General features: G+C 34.7%; 14 protein-coding genes and 1 pseudogene. 10 read left to right on the top strand and 5 right to left on the bottom strand.

Features of this window, described 5'->3' with window-relative positions:
* Positions 1-214: 214 nt before the first annotated feature.
* Both PING_RS09890 and PING_RS19485 read right to left on the bottom strand, forming a co-directional pair.
* Positions 215-3103 (bottom strand): HD domain-containing phosphohydrolase, encoded by a 2889-nt coding sequence (locus PING_RS09890; RefSeq protein WP_011770236.1) that lies wholly within the window; start codon positions 3101-3103, stop codon positions 215-217.
* A gap of 467 nt (positions 3104-3570) precedes the next feature.
* Entirely contained in the window at positions 3571-5814 is a 2244-nt protein-coding gene (locus tag PING_RS19485) for a nucleoside hydrolase (protein ID WP_011770237.1), read from the bottom strand.
* 1754 nt (positions 5815-7568) lie between these two features.
* Here PING_RS19485 and PING_RS09900 point away from each other — a divergent pair.
* The 3 genes from PING_RS09900 (at position 7569) to PING_RS09910 (ending at position 9457) form a co-directional block, all read left to right on the top strand.
* Positions 7569-8036, top strand: coding sequence for a CYTH domain-containing protein (locus PING_RS09900; protein WP_011770238.1), 468 nt, complete (start codon positions 7569-7571; stop codon positions 8034-8036).
* 91 nt (positions 8037-8127) lie between these two features.
* Complete coding sequence (locus tag PING_RS09905; protein WP_011770239.1) at positions 8128-8361, top strand: SHOCT domain-containing protein; 234 nt, start codon at positions 8128-8130, stop codon at positions 8359-8361.
* Positions 8362-8809: 448 nt separating this feature from the next.
* Positions 8810-9457, top strand: coding sequence for a YceH family protein (locus PING_RS09910; RefSeq protein ID WP_011770240.1), 648 nt, complete (start codon positions 8810-8812; stop codon positions 9455-9457).
* A gap of 317 nt (positions 9458-9774) precedes the next feature.
* Here the strand turns inward: PING_RS09910 and PING_RS09915 are convergent, their stop codons facing one another.
* From PING_RS09915 to PING_RS20965, 3 genes are all read right to left on the bottom strand, one after another.
* Positions 9775-10611, bottom strand: a complete 837-nt coding sequence (locus PING_RS09915; protein WP_011770241.1) for an ADP-ribosylglycohydrolase family protein — start codon at positions 10609-10611, stop codon at positions 9775-9777.
* A 310-nt stretch (positions 10612-10921) separates the two neighbouring features.
* Entirely contained in the window at positions 10922-11767 is an 846-nt protein-coding gene (gene ablB / locus PING_RS09920) for a putative beta-lysine N-acetyltransferase (RefSeq protein WP_041766337.1), read from the bottom strand.
* The gene (locus PING_RS20965) at positions 11757-12029 is read right to left on the bottom strand and encodes a hypothetical protein (RefSeq protein ID WP_041766339.1); all 273 of its coding nucleotides are present in this window, start codon (positions 12027-12029) and stop codon (positions 11757-11759) included. The genes ablB and PING_RS20965 overlap by 11 nt, the downstream gene beginning before the upstream one ends.
* 427 nt (positions 12030-12456) lie before the next feature.
* Between PING_RS20965 and PING_RS09930 the strand changes: the two genes are divergently transcribed.
* From PING_RS09930 to PING_RS09945, 7 genes and pseudogenes are all read left to right on the top strand, one after another.
* Entirely contained in the window at positions 12457-14049 is a 1593-nt protein-coding gene (locus tag PING_RS09930; RefSeq protein WP_011770243.1) for a DUF4145 domain-containing protein, read from the top strand.
* Positions 14050-14156: 107 nt separating this feature from the next.
* A complete protein-coding gene (locus PING_RS21610; RefSeq protein ID WP_269571468.1) occupies positions 14157-14282 on the top strand; it encodes a hypothetical protein in 126 nt (41 codons plus the stop codon).
* 37 nt (positions 14283-14319) lie between these two features.
* The gene (locus PING_RS20970) at positions 14320-14484 is read left to right on the top strand and encodes a hypothetical protein (RefSeq protein WP_198134680.1); all 165 of its coding nucleotides are present in this window, start codon (positions 14320-14322) and stop codon (positions 14482-14484) included.
* Between the two features lie 344 nt (positions 14485-14828).
* The gene (locus PING_RS09935; RefSeq protein WP_011770244.1) at positions 14829-15725 is read left to right on the top strand and encodes a metallophosphoesterase; all 897 of its coding nucleotides are present in this window, start codon (positions 14829-14831) and stop codon (positions 15723-15725) included.
* Between the two features lie 67 nt (positions 15726-15792).
* Positions 15793-16080 carry a hypothetical protein gene (locus PING_RS09940; RefSeq protein WP_011770245.1) on the top strand — a complete coding sequence of 96 codons (288 nt, stop codon included), beginning with the start codon at positions 15793-15795 and terminating at the stop codon, positions 16078-16080.
* A gap of 1451 nt (positions 16081-17531) precedes the next feature.
* Positions 17532-17621, top strand: coding sequence for a DUF4113 domain-containing protein (locus tag PING_RS21850; protein WP_083761746.1), 90 nt, complete (start codon positions 17532-17534; stop codon positions 17619-17621).
* Between the two features lie 729 nt (positions 17622-18350).
* Positions 18351-18803, top strand: a pseudogene (locus PING_RS09945) (DUF2867 domain-containing protein); the annotation flags it as partial.
* Positions 18804-19734 lie beyond the last annotated feature (931 nt).

The following is a 19734-nucleotide window of genomic DNA, read 5'->3' on the forward strand; positions in this document are numbered from 1 at the left end:
CTAAAAGCTAAAAGCTAAAAGCAGGGTACTTTAAAATATTTTTATGGTTCTATCGTAAATATTTATATCGGTAAACTAATTTACTATTATTTTTTTCTAAAAAACTAATAATTAAAGCGATAAATTTATATTAAATTATATCTAACATCTAACTAACATCTGATAGCTGATAGCTGACAGCTGACAACTGACAACTGATAGCTGATGTCGAGAGTTAGAGATAAACTGAAATATCTAATTCGTCAATCTGATCCGCAAGAAGATATTTTTTAGCATACTTTAAATAGACGCCTGAGCTTAAAAATAGTTTAAATATTGTAGGATCAATATGATTATCTTTAACCATAAAATCCATTATTTTTATTGATTGGCTGAGTGTTTTTCTCTTTTTATAGGGGCGATCCGATGCAGTGAGCGCTTCAAATATGTCTGCTACAACCAGCATACGCGCAGTTATTGGTAATTCTCCTGCAGCTATAGCACGGGGATAACCTGATCCATCCATTCTTTCATGATGTCCGCCTGCAATAAGAGGCACATTTTTCAGGTGATCAGGAAAGGGCAATTTAGATAACATCACAATAGAATGTGCCGAATGACCATTAATAATAAATCGGTCTTCAGCTGTTAATGTACCGCGTTTAATCGCAAGGTTATACAATTCTCCTTTATTGAAACGATATTCAGGTGTTTTCATATTAAACCCCCAATTATTACCTGGATCAGTTAATTCAGCCTGTTCCCGCTTAATGAGATGTTCTTTTTTATTGGCTAATAAGGGTTCTTGTACAGGTAATATCTGTTTTGGTTCGCTGTGCTGTTTTTTCTCTTGCAGGCTGATACCTAACTGATTATCTAAGGTACGCGACCAGGTGCGTTTTGCTATTTTATTTAACAGTATAATTTTTTCATCAGACATATATTCTCCACCAATATTACACTCAGCAACAAAGGAAAACTCTTGATCCAGTGTAGTGAGCAACTGATCTCGTTGTCCCGCCAAAATATTCTTATCTCCTCCTTCAGCCACTCCCTTCCAATAATCACTATGAGCATGTTCTTTGATTAGCTCGAAACGCATCCTTAGTTCATGGATGCGATCATAAATAGTTTCTAATTTAGTGGCTTTATCGATAACATATTCAGGTGTAATAATTTTACCGCAATCATGTAACCAGGAGGCTATATATAATTCTTCCCATTGATCCTGATTCAGGTTGAACTCTTTAAAATCATCCTGTTCCTCACAAGCAGCTTGGCATAACATGTTAGTTAATTCGGGTACGCGCGCACAATGACTTCCGGTATAGGGAGACTTTCTATCAATCGCGTTGGCAATAAGCTGAATAAAACTTTCTAGTAAGTTTTTTTGCTCGGAGAGTAATATTTGTCCTTCTAGTGCTAATGCGGAAAAGCACGCAATGGTTTGAATAAAATTTTGTGTTCGTTGTAAATTTAATTTATTAGTATTATTGATGACAGCTAAGACGCCCAGTAATTTACCAGCTCGGTTTAATAATGGCAGTAGTTGCCAAGTTATGGCTTCTTTTTCTGGAATGTTTTCTTTAATAAGCAGTTCAAGTTTTTTTGGTAAAGCAAGTGTGGTTGCTTTTATCTTCTGCTCGGCAATGAGTTTTAGAGTATCAGCTTCATTAAGAGAATATTTTTTTAATTTTTCATTCAGATTTTTATTTTGTAACTCATTAAGTGACTTAAACTCAGTAATAGCAATATTTAGCTGATTAGATTTATCCGTTAAAAAAATCATAGAGCCAACCGAATGACTTAATTTATTTGTTTCCATGATTATTTTTTGTAGTAGTTCCTGAAAGCTTTGTTTTCCTACCAGCGATGAAGATAAATCCTGAAAGTGGTTAATCGTTTCCTTCATGGTACTAGTCACGACCATCAATTCATTTATTTCTTTAATAACAGAGCCGGTTTTAAACGGTCTGGTAAAATTAAATTCTTTGATGTGCTGCAGCTCTACCGTTAGCTTACTGATTGCTGAGGTTAATTTTTTTGAGAATAACCAGACAACGGGCAATGTTAATAAAATAATGAGCAGGGTAATTAAGGCCAGGTCACTGCGTAACCGATATGCATCAACGAGTAATTCATCAACAGGAACCAGTTGCACTAAGGTTAGTGTATTATTTTTCTGTAGTCTTGATATTTTTCCTAACCATTGTTGGCCGGCATAGCTAAATTCTATATTACCTTTCTTATTTTTATACTGGCTAAACATATATTGCAGAACGGAGTGCTGCATTTCTGAAATTGATTTTAAACGGTCAAATTTTCCCTGCTTAGAGAGTAGTTCGAGGGGATCTTGATAGGCGATGACTTTCCCTTGCTGATCAATAATTATACGTTGTGAATTGGGGTATGAATCGAAGGAATTTAATAATTGAGATAAATCAGTCAATATATAGTCAGCACCGATAACAACATTATTCTGAATATCAAACTTTGCCATAGTCGTTCCCAACTCTTGGCGTTCATAAAATATATAGGGCTTAGTAATAATCATCTGCGATGATTTTTTAGCTTTTTTATACCAAGGGCGGGAAATTGTATTTAACTCATAATTAGGATCATTTTTTTTGGATATTAGCTGCAGTGCCTGATTATAAAAATAATGACTCACTTTACCGCTATCACCGACCGTCATAATATAACGGCTTTTCGCAGGTACATTAAAGTGATGGAAGGATTGTCCCGCTATGGTTTTAGTGAAGAGGAAAAAATCATTCTTCGGATAAGCAATAAAAAGAGTATTTATATGATTAGTGGCATCTAAACTTGCTTTTAACATGGGCAGAATTGATCCTATTTCTTTTGTATCAATGCCTTTAGCTAATGGAGTAGATGCCAGAATATTAAGAATGGTTATGACATGTTCAGATTCATGATATATTTTATTTTCAACCTGAATACTCGTCTGTGTAAAAATTCTTTTTCCTGAATTTAATATTGATTCAGTTAATTGTGTATAGCTATACCAGCCGATTAATAAACCACAAAGTAGAATTAATACAGAAAAAAGTGTGGTTATATAGAAGTGAAAAGAAAAAAGATTTTTTATTTTTTCTGTGGGCATTTATATAGTTCTCTCTAAAGTTCATAAATAAATTGGCGGGTAAATAGTGAAATAAACCCTAGCCATATTCTACTTCAATATGAGGAGAAAAATATTTTAATCTTGTCATAAATACATCACAAATCTATCATAAAAGACGCAATTATATCAAGGGGACAGGAAGTTTGTTAAAAAAGCAATGAATTAAAAAAAGCTTATAAAGGATTAAAACAGGCAATAATCTATCAATTTCTCTTATAAATAAGATAAAAATAGAGTCTATACCACAGAAATAAGTTATCAAATGTTTAAAAATAGAATATATTTTAATAAAAATTATATAGTGCAAAAATATCAAGGGATTGATACATTTTTCTTAAAAAAGAATAAGTGAAAATAAGGTAAGAAAAAGGGTAATAACAGATAATGTTATTACCCTTTTTTAATATAAATATTATTCTTTTAGTTATTTACAGCTGCACAGTAAATTAGCCGACAGTGCCATTAATAACTCTGGCCATGGGTCTCCCTTCTTCCATTTCCCATTGCACTCCATAGGGATCAATCCAATAGAAAAATGTTTGAGGATCAGGTGTTAATTTTTCAGGAGGTGTGTCCGATAACATTTTGACTCCTTCCTGATTTTTTAACCAGTCATACACTTCCAGAATATTATTTACTTCTAATGCCACATGCCTAATGCCACCTACATCATTTGTTTTATGGAAGCTTATTTTCTGGTTTCCTTTAGGGTATTCATAATACATTAACTCTAAATGAAATTGAGCATTAGGATGGATCAGAAAACGAACCATTACTTTTCCTTTGCCATCGGCAAAACCCGCATCTCTCGCAAAGTGCTCACAAGATTCCGGTGACAACCAAACACTCCACGCCTCTCTAAAACCTAAGGTTCTTTTATAAAATCGAGTTGCATCATCCATCATCGCTAAGTCTGAAACAATAATATTCAGATGTGAAAAACCAAGCACAAAATGAGCAGGATCCATATGTGATGCGCTATAAGATTCAGGATGTGCAACACCTCTGGGAATGGTATATTCCAGAACATCTTTTGCTAGCGACTCTTTTCTTGCTAAACCTTGGTATAACTCAACAATATGAAGAGAAAGTGCAAGACCACATGTGACCCCACCTGAAGTCATAAATTTGGATCTGGGGTTATGAATGTACTGCTCGCCATTACGTGTATCTAAAACGTTAAGGCCTAAACTGTACTTTTCACTTAACGCGTCCATTTGCTCAAAACGGGTATGATGAGTTGTCACATTCATATTTTTTAATTGTTTAGAAAGCACTAGGAGTAATGCGCCGGAACAAGTCCCTGCAACATAATCAGCTTCCTCAGATACTATAGAAATCCATTCTGTCAGGAAGGGTTGTTGCGCTTCTTTATCAAGTAAAGCGTCAATGCCTGGGCCGCCAATAATATATAAGGTATCAATTTTCGGGTGACAATCTAAAGTGTGATCTGCTGTTATTTTAAAGGAACTACTTTTTCCGCCTGTGGGTGTAACACCTGAATTACAGGTTATCGGTGCCTTATCTGCTGCCACAGTAAAAACATTAAACACCGATGAATTATCATCATTACGAGCTGCTGAAAAAATTTCAAAAGCACCAGCGAAATCTTGAATTTCGATCTGATCGTATATCAAAATAGCGATATTTTTACTTATGTTTTCATTTAATCGCGGACACAGAGGCGAGTTGACAGATTCTTGAAATCTTTGTTTAAATTCATTTGCTGATATTTTGGTGACAACTTCAATTTCGGGTACAGATTTATTAGTTGTAATATAGGTTTGCCCACAGGTATTATCTTTTTTTGTTTCAGTTGTTTTAACACCTATACGCATTTTTTCATATTTTGATTTTACTAAATCATTGGTCATTTCTATTGCCGCTAAAGGATCGAAGACAGGCAAAGGAATATTCTCTTGGGCTGAGCCCTCGGTTTTTTGGTATAAAAGCGCTCTGACAAAGTTTGCAACAGCATCTTTTGCGGTGACCAATTGGTAGTATGTTTTATCTAAAATAGCGTAATCACATGCATCTAAAGGGACTAATTTAATAGGAATGCCGGAATTAAAAGTAACTTGAGCAGCTTTCGGATCTAAAAAAATATTCCATTCAGCATAAGTATTTGAAGCGTATTCTGTTCCCTGATCCCAATATTTATTTGAATTATTTAGCGCGGCCACGTTGCCATCAACGTCAATAGCACCTCCCATAACAACAATACGTTCTATATTTTCAAGCGCAGGGAAAGGTTGCATTTCTATTAATTTTTGAATATTCGTTAAACCACCTAATGATAAAATAGTGATTTGGTTTTCTTGCTCGTTTAAGCAATCGTTGATAAATTCCCATGCATTACGTTGATCCTTTGTGCTCTCTGCCGCAGGTAGTTTATCTCTTAAACCACAAGCATCATCCATCATATCCCTAAAAGATTCTGGGAATTGGTGGTTATATTGCCCTGTTTTATCAGCTCCGGCACAAACACAGATATCAGGCTGATTGCCTAAAGTAACAAGTTGTAATGCTAATTCGACGCCTTGCTCTAAGTGAGTTTCGCCACAACCGGTAACCGTAATGCCCAAAATATTATAATTAGGATTTTTGATTAACAGCAAGATAGCTAGTACATCATCCCACCCCATATCAGTATCAATAATTAAGTTTTTTATTTGTCCTATTTTTCTCATTTTACGCTCCCTTTTATGATTTAACTGAGCAATATCAGCGATGTTAAAAATAGTTGAAGTGGAATTTATATATGTCAAAAATAACGTTTTTTGGGGTGCTATTGATCCAAATAATAAATGCAGAAAAAATTTATAAAGGTGCTAACTATTTATTGAAAGCCTTAATACTAGTATTTAACGCAAGCCATAAAAGACTAGTATCAAGGCTTTCAATAATCAAGCGGAGGTCGTTATTAAATTTATTGAGCTTCTTTTTTAGTATGGATAAAGTCATACTCTCCATAGACTTAAGTAGCTGCAGTAGTGAATCTAATAACCACAAGGTTGCCTTTATAAAAATTTCCCAGTGTTACATATAGGCTTTTGGATTGAAGTTGACGAGCAAGTTTAATAAATGCGCTTTTATTGATCGACAAATAGATATGAAACAGGCATTTTACAGGGCAATATTTATCAGTTTTACTGATTTACATATCTGTTCAATAAAACATAAAACAGCAGTAGGCTAATACCAAATGTATTAAAGATGTGATCTTGCATTGCGTAGGAAAAATTAATACTAACAAGGCATGAGTTGCAGGAGATAGTTATTCTCACTTCCAAACTCACAACGCAGTTAGGAATAATTTTAACCAGCAAGGCTGATCACTTATTTGATGCGTTTGGTATAAATACTACCTAAGATTATAAACTGAAAGAATAAGGTTATAAAAATTTTAAAATAGAATTTCATCGATATTTATTAAGCGCTTAGAATAATTAAAATAGCTTTTTCCCTGTTATTTTTTTACATTTATTTTAATGTTCAGCTCAAAATATTCCTTAAAAAGCACTTTTTTGGCTTTCTACAGAGGGCTTTTACCTTATGTATTGATGCTATAGAGCTTGAAGATACCGTAAATAATCACTGCTGATATGCCTAATAAGCTGTAAACAAATCAAAAATTGAGAACAATTTTTCTGTGGAAATTAACAATTATTTTAGTTTAAATAATTTTTTCACAGTATTTATAAAAAATACAGAAGGGTGTCAGGATTGAGATTGGCAACAAAACTGCCAAAAAAGTGATTGAAAATCCTAAAATAAATTATCACAAAGTCTCTCCTTATATTAATGGGCACAGAAAATAGAAGGAAAAATTAAAGTATTTTTCATATAATTTACACATGAATTTAATCAGTCAGTTATTAATAAAAGTTTAACCTATTGAATTAAAATAAAAAAATAAAAACTTACAGCATCGTTAGCATACAGATAGCAATTGATGACAGATAAGGCCAACTATTAAAATTAATTATGAGTATGTCAGTGGCAGCAGAAGATAACATATTCTTAGTGCCCTGCTGCTTATATCAGAGAGCAGATAAAAAACTTTTTTTGAATTATTATTGAATCAGATGAATTTTATTTTGTATAAATCTACAATAGGATAAATTATTTACTCAATAAAATTGAACAATATTTCAATTCTTTTCGAATATTGATAATCAGTATAAAGGGAAAGCATTTATTCAAAAAATTGATCTCAGAACGCCCAAAGAGAGTGGGTAAGTGTAAGGGCTCATATTTCACAATATAAAAATTAACAACAGGGACTTATCAAAATATAATTTTTCCTGTGATGGCTCTGTTTGATAAAATATATGCAGAAGATATAGCTGCAAAAAAGTTGTAAATCCCCCCAGCAAGGTGATTAAATGCGGACGCATAATTTTGATTGCAGTGTTATATTTACTAATAGGAAGAGAGACCCATGGCTAAAGAAATAGAGAGAAAATTTTTACTTGATCTAACTAAATTAGGTTCGCTTGATAGCGGAACTTTAATCAGACAAGGGTATATCACAACAATAGATAAAACTGTTGTACGCACTAGATTAGCTGGAGATAGAGCTTATCTTACGCTGAAAGGTAAAAACAAAGGGGTCACTCGTACTGAGTTTGAATATGAAATACCAGTCAATGATGCTCAGGAAATAATATCTGAGTTATGTAATGGACCGGTAGTAGAAAAGACAAGATATTTGATAGTTTATTCTGGTCACACTTGGGAAGTTGATATTTTTCACGGAGATAACGACGGCTTAGTGGTAGCCGAAATAGAGCTTGAAAGTGAGCAGGAAACATTTGAATTACCGCACTGGATAACCACTGAAGTGAGTGGCGATCCAAAGTACTATAATTCAAGTCTATTAGATAACCCCTTCAAGCATTGGAAATAGAATTTAACAAGCAGGTTGCTGAAGCCTAGCTGAAACACTTCAGCAACTGATCCGACGTTGTTAGACGGTAAAGAAAACGAGGAGAAATAAAATGATGTATGGATATCAAGATATGATGGGCTGGGGAGGTGGCATAGGCATGATTGCTTTTTGGATTCTTCTTATTATTGTCATCTTTGTACTAGCGAAACTATATAATACGTCTCAATCATCCGAAAGTATGGAAAAAGAAGAAAGCCCAATAGAGATAATCAAAAAAAGATACGCTAGCGGTAAAATAGATAAAGAGGAATTCGAGCAAAAGAAAAAAGATCTTGAAAAATAACCGCTAAGCTTTGCTGTCAGTTAATAAGACCAAAAGCATTAAATTTATGATTAATTGTGGTAAAGAAAAATAGATGCCCACAAAGCACTCTATGCGAAATTTTAAAAAAGTTCGATCCGCTATGGGGGCCGCGATATATGGCTACCACATAAAAAGGGGTGAGTCCTTTTCTGACCCTGATGGATATTGCCGCGTTAACCAGTGGCGGCCTTAAAGAAGTGTTTAAAAAATAAAAAACTAACTCATCAACCAACAACCAACATTTTTTAAACATAGAAGCAGGGCAGTGATAGTTAAATAATTAGTCACTAACTCGTTTGAAAATTTTGTGTTATAACAATGACTATTACTGAGCATTGCCTCTGTTGTATCTAAGCGAGTTTTTTAAGGGGTAGTGGGGTTATTGGCCTTTAAGCGGTTTGAATAAAATAATAAAAAGGAAACCAGTATGAATATCGAATTTTCAAATATTGAAGCCCGTGTTATCGGCTGCCTAATGGAGAAAGAGCTAACAACCCCTGACTTATACCCCCTTACTTTAAATAGTTTAACCAATGCATGTAACCAGAAAAGCAACCGCGATCCGGTAATGTTACTCTCGGAAGCGGAAGTGTTAGATGCTGTGGACGCTTTAATAGAAAAACGTTTAATAAACGATGAAAGTGGTTTTCATGGCCGTGTAACAAAGTACCGGCACCGTTTTTGTAACACCGAATTTGGCAATTTTCAATTTACTGGGCAAGAAAAAGGCATTATCTGCTGCATGCTATTAAGGGGGGCGCAAACGCCCGGAGAGCTAAGAACAAGATCCCATAGACTATGCCAGTTTATTGATGTAAAAGAGGTTGAGAATGTCCTTGATAAATTAGTCCAGGATTCACTGGTCGTTAAATTACCCCGTGAAGCTGGAAAGCGCGATAGCCGTTATATGCATCAATTTAGTGGTGAAGTTGATCTTGCTGAAGTTCCCCTTACAGTGGCGCCTGTATCAGAAGTTGTGCAGGGAGATGATCGCATTGAACAATTAGAAAAAGACTTATCTGCACTGAAGAATGAAGTGTCTGAATTAAGATATCTTATTGAGCAGAGACTATAAAATTAGTAGCTGGTGATTCGAACTATTGTGGCATCAGTACAAGTTTAACCAGCAATGTAAAAAGTGAAAGCGCCAAGAGGAAAAGTTATCTGTTATACCACACGCATTAATTAACTAACTAGATTTTCCCACTCCCTTTGGCAGAGTGTTTTAACTTTTTCTACTTCTACCTGATGCCTGACTTGTGCAATACATTGACTATAGAACAGCCCGTAAGGTGCGCCAATTGCGGTGCGCACCATAGCAATTCTATTAATTAAGTGATGAATAGAAAGTAGTTATATAACTTAACTATATAACTTAACTATATAATTTAACTATAGGGAAGAAAGATTTTCACTTAGTTTGATCAGATAATCTTTGCCATAAGGTCCATTTTCAATATCTCGCTCAAGAAAGTCAGGTAAATTTTTGACATATTCATCAGAGAAAAAGGCAATGCCGCAAGCAATACATGCCACGCTATCGGTATCTCCGCCAAGATTAACTGATTTATCAAGCACCTCGGTAAGAGAGTCAGACTGAGACAGCACGGTTAAAACAGCATCAATAGTTTCAATGGCATTACATTCTGTTCGGCTCGTTTTATCACGCTGAAAGATCTCGTTTGTTTGTTGGCAAACATAATCAAACAGCCCCTCTTTTTTGCCTAATTGATTAACAAAATAATAGACTGCCAAAGCAACGGCTTGTGAGGCTACAATGCCTTCATAAGAGTCATGAGTCACTGAAGCCTGAATTCTTGCTTTCTCAAGCATCTCGGTTTTATCTTTAATCAAACCTAAGGGGACCGAACGCATCGCTGAGCCATTTCTAATACTGTCGGCATAAATATTTTCAATAAACTCATTTGATGTTTCGGTATTCAGTAAAAAGTTATAGAATTCTTCAGAATAAGATTGGCGGGGATCGCGCTTAAATGCTTTTAAAAAATATTCCGCAACCAGATTTGCGTTCCATGGGCCTGACTCATTAACCATTAATTCAGCAATCGCTATCGACATCTGAGTATCATCGGTATAACAACCAGTGGATTTTTTATCTAAGCAGATCTGATGATACTTGGTAAGGCAGTGGTTTTCTTTAATATATTCATTCTCTGTAAACTCAAATCCTGCGCCGTAAGCATCGGCCATGGCAATCACTAATAACATTTACTTGTCCTTTCTTGTATAGGGATATGTGCTTTTCGTTATTACTTACGCCAATTCCACTTATTACATATTTAAGATAATAAAGAATCGCTGTTTTTCTTATTCCAGTATGCGGCGGTTAACCACCAAAAATTTAATTGAGCTGTTGCCATCGCATATATATTGCCGTTTTCTAAATTCAACTAAAGCCATTTTTTGCTGACCGCAGCATAAATAAATTCCTAATTTTTTAAATATGAACACAAAATCAGTATCTTAAAATACTTGATAAGTGCCTCTTATAATAAACAAACAGCTGTGCAATAGGTTATTATTCGGTTAAATTTTTATACCACACATTCATGCTCTCAATATTTCCGGAAATATTGGTGTTGTTTTTTAGCCTTCCGCCAAATTGGTAACCTGCCTTACTAAATGTAATATTCATTCCCGCAGACATAGCACGAGCTATTGTATAGGCCGTTTTGATTCCCTTGTTCTTCATGGCGTTTTCCATTTGAAGAAGAAGGCATTGAGCAAATCCCTTACCTCTGTATTCCGGGAGTGTGGCAAAGTCGGTCATTTCAGCGTTGCACGATTGTTTGTCCATTTCTGCCGATGATACAGCCACCAGTCGACCACTGGTTTCTATCCCAAAATAATCAATATTACTTTTCATGGTATTAATTATATAGGCAGGATCATCTATCGGAAAAGGGTAGGATTGAAATACAGTATTATAAAGATCAGCAATAGTGATTGCATCTGCTTTATTACAAATGCGTAGGGTAGTATCACCGCTCAAATGGCATTTGGATTTGGCCACTTGTTTTTCAAGCGCAGTTTTGAGAATTTTATTCATTTTCACAAGGTCAGGCTCTGCGGCACGTTCGACGTTGAGGTAGAATCCTAGAAATACAGCCGCTATTTTTCCGTCATAGAACCCAGGTATACGGGCTTCTTCCTTAAAACCTCTCGCTAAAAACAATGCAGAATGGCATTCGGGAACTTTGGCAAATATTTTTGAATAATTATTTTTTATGGCCAAATCAACTAGATTGCATGGCGTGGTTGAGGGGGCTTCAGGGGCTAATTTGATTAAATAGATGCGATCATTATAGCTGCCATGCTGAATCATACTTCCTTCAAATTTCTCAATAATATCTTTAGAATCCATTAATTTCGCTTCCTGACTCGTTTGGTCCCTCAGGGACAAGTGTCTTTGTTTGATCATAATCCGATAGAAGCTTATCGATACCTATCGGTTTGTATTCAGTCTTATTATCCGTAGAAAGATGCAGTACACAGGTTTCACTGTTGCGATCGCAACAAGACGCTTTTCTGCAATGCGCTTCTTCGACGGGAAAAAGATCGGAATAAAATTCCTGATCTCGTGGGACTTGCCGCATCAAGATAAAGTTGGTTTTGGCATTGACCACTAAATTCAATAAAAAGAAAGGCGACGAGTCACCTCTAATGAATGAGATTGTTGGAAAAAGACCGCAAAACCAGCAAATAAACGATTTATCTGAAAGTATAAGAAGAATAAAAGCCCTTTACCAAAAAACACCTTGATTTGAACGGAATGTTTTTTTATTGCGATCAAACCTGAACTGAGTTGGTTATTCTAATTTGTAACTATCCATATATTAGGTCTGATACTTAATCAGTTTTATTTTATTTACTGTCCAGTGAATAACTCAAACATCATATTTCGTAATAAATAACGGAAGTGATGCTGATAATCGTTATACATTTACTTTATCTTCTGATTAACCTAACACTTCACAAGCTTATCAACCACATAAAGTTTGTGGCTTGTCTATTATTAAACTCAAGGGATCACACAATTTGAGGATAATAACCATGGGCCAATTAGCATATTTACCGAATAGCACACAACTGACGAATAACTATTTATTTATAGAGCACAGCTTTCCGGAACTTTATCGTTTAAGCCAAGAGGTAGAAAAACACTATTCAACGGATCACTCCTGCTGTTTACTAAAAGCGCGCATGTTTGTTGAACTGTGGTGCCATGAAGTAGGAGCAAAACTAAATTTATATCCTCCCATCACTGGAGACTTAAATAGCAAAATAAAGCAAATTTCATATAGTCATAAAGTGCCGGGTTATATTCTTGATACACTGAATAAGTTGCGTATTGAAGGGAATAAAAGTGCTCATATTTTAAAACGTTATGATGGTTCATGGAGTTGTGAATACGCATTAAGTAAATACAAGTTAGATAACTTAATGAAAAGCTTATTAGAGATAACCCAATACCTTGCTTATAAATTAAATATGCAAAACGATTCTGAGCTTAATGTGTGGCAAGAACCCACTAAGTTAGCACTGCAAGAAGATATTTATGGATCACTCTTAGGTAATAAAGAAGCGACATATTCACTTGCTAAACATTATGCAATAAAAATGCAGCAAGCAACTGAACATAATCAAATATCAGGCAAAGAAAATAAAGCAAAAATGCAATTACTGCAACATGATTTAGCTTACTGGTTGGCTCGTGCGCATAAGCAGGATCACCAGGAAACCTGGTTACTTTATGCCGAAGTTTATAAAAATAAATTCCTGCCATTACCAGAAAATATAACCGTTGAAAGTTGTTTTAAAGAAGCTTTAAAAAATGATGATTCAGGTGAAGTCCCCTCTCAATATGCGGCATACCTGTTACAAAATTCTCAACATAAACGTGGTGTTAACTTCATACATCAAGCCGCTGAAAAAGCTAACCACGATGCCATTAAAGCGCTACAAACCTATTATTACGAAAAAGACCAAAAACAGTATTTAAAGTGGGTTGATGCAGGCATTAATGCCTACGTAAAACAGTCTTTTATCTTAGACTTCGCACATAAATTAGATGTTTGGGAAAAAGACAAAGAAAATCAACTCCTTCAAAAACAGGTTAAAACAGCACTCATTAATGCGCAATCACATCAGTCGGAGGGTCTAAAATACTTTCAAGGTTATTGTGATTATTATGGTTATTGGGGTAAAAATTCCAATCCAGAGCAAGGTTTAAATCTCATGGTTGATAGTCATGAGCAACTTCCTGCTTTCCTTCATTATGAAGATAAACTATTTAACCTGTTAAAAAATAAACCTGAGCATTCAGATCTTGCATTAGAGATTTCAAACAGAGCGCTATCTTGCACTAGTGGGACAAGCAAAGCGCAAATGCAGTTTGACCTTGCAATGTTAATTTGGCAAAAACTGCGAGCAGATCACCAAGTGAAATGTTCTCATTCACTAAAAGTACTGATCAGGGAATCAGCAAAAAGTGGCTGTGTTGATGCCCAGCAATTTATGAAATCCCCGAAAGGAAAAGCATTAATGCAGGATAACAGTGTTATATGCCAAAATAATGGCAAAAAATCAGTCGATAGGAAGAAATTACAACAAGCGAAAAAAAACGCGCGCAGAGCGAAACGCTAATAAATCACCTAACTATATGAAATATAAATCAAAAAATAAGCTATTAAAGCTAGTATCACAGGCACTCTTTGGGTACAGTGAAATATTACCTTTGTTGGAAAGTTGATATGAAGAAGATACTGCTGGCGATTACTGGTGCAAGCCCGCAGATGGTCACCGAAATGCTATATGCTTTTCATACTGAAGGTAAAACATTTCCTGAGGAAATGTACATTATTACAACCAGAATATGACATGCCGCCTATCAAGTTTGATAAGTCGCATATTTAGTTGATTGAAGATGACCAAGATGAGCCCGTTAATGATGCCAAAAGCATTGTGGATCAAACTTTTATGGCCGACTTTATCACCTGTAAAGTATTCGACTTAACGCAAAATAATAATCTTGCCATACATGCCTCTATTGCTGGTGGACAGACATCCTCCCCGGTCTAAAGGACAGGGATTACTGCTAGCGTTGGAAGAATGAATTTACTGGTCTTCTTAACGATATTAATGGTTATAAAGATGAATTTTATAGTGGGGTTGTTGAGGTGCTTTAACTTGAAAAAGTACACTCAAGTAGCGCTGGTCTATTACAGTTAGCTATAGAGAGCGAAAGACTTATTAACTTAGGTATTTCAGAAAAATTAAAATAATAAACCCGAATAAACGCATCAATGCTCGTCCCACAGGACTCGACAGTCAACAGTGCTATTAGGTTCAAGTTGTGTTGTGTTTTTTCCCCATTATCCTTATTCCCTTGTTCTACGCGGCCATGAAATTTTTCGGAGTATTAAATGACAACAAACACACAAATTGAGCGCTTATACTTTATTGGCGATATTCACGGGCAACAGGAAAAGTTAGCGCAGTTACTGGAATGTATCAATTTTGAGCCACATCAACCGGCTACGAATCATCAACTGGTTTTTATTGGCGACTTAATTGATAACGCACCAGGGTTTAGCGGGAATCATATTGCGCTGTTAAATCAGGTTAAAACACTGACGGATCAAAAACAGGCACATTGCATATTGGGTAATCACGAGTTTAATGCTGTCGGTTGGGCGCTTAAAAAGGCGGACGGCTCCTTTTTACGGCCGCATACAAAAAACAATTACCTGCAACACCAAGCTTTCTTGACGGCGGTGGGCGAGGATAGCCTTGAGCATCAGCAATGGATTAACTGGTTTAAGCAATTACCGTTATTTCTTGATTTTACAACGGTGCGCGCCATTCATGCTTGTTGGGATAATGATGCGATTAATGCCATTCAGCCTTACTTAAATAAAGATAACTCTTTAAAAGAGGCGCACTGGCATAATGCGTTTGATAAACAGCATGAGCTTTATGCATTGTGCGAAACCCTACTAAAAGGGCCTGAGCAGACCATGCCGGTGGGGCAGTTTTTTGTCGATAAAACAGGTAAAAAGCGGACTCAACAACGCATTGAGTGGTGGCATGACTATCATCTTCAAAAAAATGCTAAGCCTGTTTTAATCGGTCACTATACCTTAAACGGGTATCCTGCAAAAAAATCACAGTCGGTTGTTTGTGTTGATTACAATGCTGCAAAAGGAGATAACCCATTAGTGGCCTATGAAGTGTGTCTGTCTGCTGAAAGTGCAATAAATTTTGGGGATGAGTGCAATTTTCATTATATTAATAAAGCCAGTTATGCGAATGCTATTTAATCACAGTTATTTAACGATAAGAGGCGCAATAATAAAACGATGATAGAGATTAAAATGGAGTAAGAATATGCTGAGTAAATTTGAGCAAGTCCCTACAGACAGTGAGACAAAAATTTTATATCAGCACCAAGCTAAACTGGGCGACTATGATGTGCTATATCAAATCTGGCACTGGGATGGCATTAAAGCTGAAAGCATTATATTTGCCAGTGAAGATGTTTCTACATTAGATGATGATAAACTTAAAAGAGAGATCAGCCAATCCCGGCTATTAAAAGAAAACTCAAGCATCACATTAAAGCGCAATGAATCAGGCTTTACCTTTGTAAATTTTAATTTTGAAACAGATGAATAGCGCATTAATTGATTAGCGCTATATGATAACGGCGCTTTAACGAATTAATTTTTGATATGAATAAAGCACTTTTTTCTCAAGCATGTTAATAAAAAATAAACTTAATAAGTGAATTTAAATTATCGTTTAAATTCTGCTTCTGCAAAATAATTTAATTGTTATTAAAAGTCGCCATTAGTAAAGACTGTTAAATTCAAACTGGCTGAATTACCTCTATGGGCTATTACACTAAAAAACAATTCAGTTCTAAAAAATTCTTATAAACCTGCTGGCTATGCTCCACTGTATTAAGAACATTTTTCAAACCTGTTTAACCTTAATATTTAAGATTATTCCAATTAATAAAAAGCTAAAAATTAAAATCTAAAAATATTGCGTAAGGTATATAGGAACAGCTTTTTGATTTGGAAAGAAGGGCGAAGAGCTTATGGAATATAACTCTAAGCATTTTAAGATTTCTTATTAGGCTAATAACACAATTAGAAATTAGGAATAGTTACTTAAGCGATAGGAACTTAAAAAAAAAGCTAATGTAAAATACAAATCGAGTTAAAAGTTAAAAGTTAAATTTTTAAAGCGATATTATTTTGTGCTGATCTTAAGCCTAATCTTATCTCTGCGGTTAAAAAGACACTTGAACTAGATATTGTGACGGCTTAAAAATAAAAAACTTTATGAAATAAAAAATACTGTCAATAAAATAGACGTAACGCTACCACTTTAAAAAATTTCTTTGTTGATTCTATAAGGAGAGTTATTGGCTGCAATTATTGAATAGATAGATAACTTTTAATTTTTTTATTTAAGAGAAAAAAGCTGGTGGCTGATAGCAATCTTAATAATTTTGTAGAATGGAATGCTACCTCTATAGAATTTAAAGTCCTGCAATAGATAACGAAGGCCTTCGCGAAATAGGACCCTGACGAATAGCCAATTTGAATATTATTTAGTTATTTCTTTTAATTTTTAACATCAGTCTTTATAGATAATAGAATAGTTAGAATGTTTAATAAATTGAATTTTATCTAAATAGATTGAACCCCACATCAATAATCTCAATTTAACTTGTGCTTATTGATATCTAAATATTTACAATTACCTTTGAGCTTAAATGAACGATTAGCGCCACATTCATTGATAAAGCTGGTGGCCATTCAATGGAAGGAATACGTATACTAAGTGGTGACATCTTAATTTTGACGCGCATGTGGCCATCAAAAATCAAAATATCAATGTGGAGAATTTATTTGTTATATATTGAATATAACAGAGCGCCTTTTACTTTCAGAAAATAGACATATAGGCACAGGCTTATTAAATTTAAGCAGTGAAGAAAATCAGCAATGGGATTTATTCAATCCTCCACAGGGAAATGAACCTTTAATGAATGTACTCGATAAAATAAACCAGCATTTTAGCACTTATGGTGCCTTTTGTAGCACAAGGCATAGATGAACAATGGTCAATGGTCAATGCGCAGTGAATTATTAACCCCGCAATATACAACAAACTGGCACCATATCCCGCATATTTCTTGTTAGAGTACTTCTAAAAAATTTTGGATATTGAGCTACAGGAAAATAACCTCTGACTCAACGATCAAAACCAACCATGATTATTTGATAAATTCACTCTCCCTTTGAGTGCCCTCAAATACCCTCTATCACGCGGTGTACAAGAGATAGCTATCCATTTTTTCCCACTTGGGTGTAGAAGCCGATTATGCCGTTTTCATGCGATAATTGACCATCTCTTTAGGATGTTTAAGGTCATGAAAACGTATAAATAGGTTTTTCAGTGTGGATATTATAAGTTCCGTTTTCTTAATTCGGGCCATATTAAAGCAATAAAAGGGGAGTTTGACATGTTTACACTCCTTGCAATATAGCTTTTTTTATACACAGATATAATCCACATTAGGAGTTTTGCCACTTTTACTGCACATTATATGAATATTTTATACATAATTTTCACATTCTTAATGCATTAACTTGTTGAAAATAAAAAGTTAATTTTTTATGGTTTGCATTTATAGAGATCTCTATCAATGTAAATGCCTCAATTTACAATCATGCGTTGGGTCTATCTAACTGTTTTATAAGTTGGTTATTATATAATCATTATCTACAAATGAAATGTTAACAGTGTATTAGTGAGAATGCAGACTAATACACTGTTAGGCATCAACGGAGTATTTGAGTATTGTATTTCATGTTAAAAAAGTAAGCGTCCCAATTAATAGTTAAGTATTTAAAACCCTTAAGGGCTCTTACTATTCAGATTCATATTCTTTCTGTTCGAGCAAAGAAAGTAGAGTGGCCCTTCAAATTTGGTTAGATCACGCAAGCCAAATACCCTTTTGGGTTAATTTTTTAATGGCAAGTCAAAACAAAATAGTATCAATGCTTGGGTTGAAAAATATTGGTCACTTAGGTGACCTAGACGCTAATAAATTAATTAATGAATGTCAAGTTGGTGATGGAGTTGGAATATTCACTTTACTTTTTTTAAGTGATAGTGAAATCATATTAGGCGACTCGGATAAACATTTAGATGTAAAAGTTTCCGTGTATACTCAGACAGACAAAGCTCATTTAGTTTCAATTTAGACCGTAGTGCATGTTCATGATTTTCTTGGTAAATTATATATGTTGTTCGTGGAGCCAATACATAAATTAATTGTGCCGTCGTCTATTAAACGAGCGGAGGGCTCTGATTCCTAACTAATAAGGATAGGTCGTGTGAACAACGCGAACCACAAATTAATCAAGCCCGGGCGTTTATCTCTGCTCTTAATAGTAAATATTTAAATTGGGGAGCGAGGCACTTGAACTCGTTGTTGGTGATTTTTTCTGGCCGAATGTTACCGAAATCGCAATAAACATTCTCAACAATTTATTGATTTAAAATGTTTTTTTACATATGGAAAAATCTGGCAAGTTAAACGAAAAAAAGCAGCAGGGTGGTTAAACTACCCAAACATTTCGTGCATTAATGAAACCTATGAAACAGAATTAGATTTGAGTCAATTATTACATAATTTAGATGGAGTTAAGCCGGTATTAGTTATATCAAAAAATATCAGGAAAAAATTCACTTAAATTTATCAAAGCCATATAACCTATTTTTTCTCACTCTATTATCAGTAAAGGCACCAGTCCAATTCTATTGAATATAATTGATTATCTTTGTCGTATAGTATAAATATCAAGCCGGACTTGGACGGATACCATTATGGAAAACTTGGAATAGTTTTTCAACTAACTCAGTTGTACCTGCAAAAGCCTGACATTAAAAAATCGCATTGTTACTTTATCTTCATTAGAGTGAAACAGAACACATGTAAATAGGGCACTTACAAATACTTTTATTATTTTCTCTTTGTAAAATGTTCGTAATATATTATGGAAATACAACGGCATAATGTTGTTGTATTGTTTCCGTATGACTTCAATAGTAACTACGTTACAGGATGCAAATTTGAACCCGTACGATAAGAAAAGATTGATTAAACAAAATTAGTAAATGTATCAGGCATTTTCTGGTGCGTGTAAATAAGATTTTTCCTTCAGACTCATTTCGATTATTCATTCGCTAAGCACGTTAATCATTAAAGTCGTGAATTAAAATAGGACATCAGATGATCTTGTTTTT

Origin of the sequence: Psychromonas ingrahamii 37, from assembly GCF_000015285.1 — a bacterium.
GTDB lineage: Bacteria > Pseudomonadota > Gammaproteobacteria > Enterobacterales > Psychromonadaceae > Psychromonas > Psychromonas ingrahamii.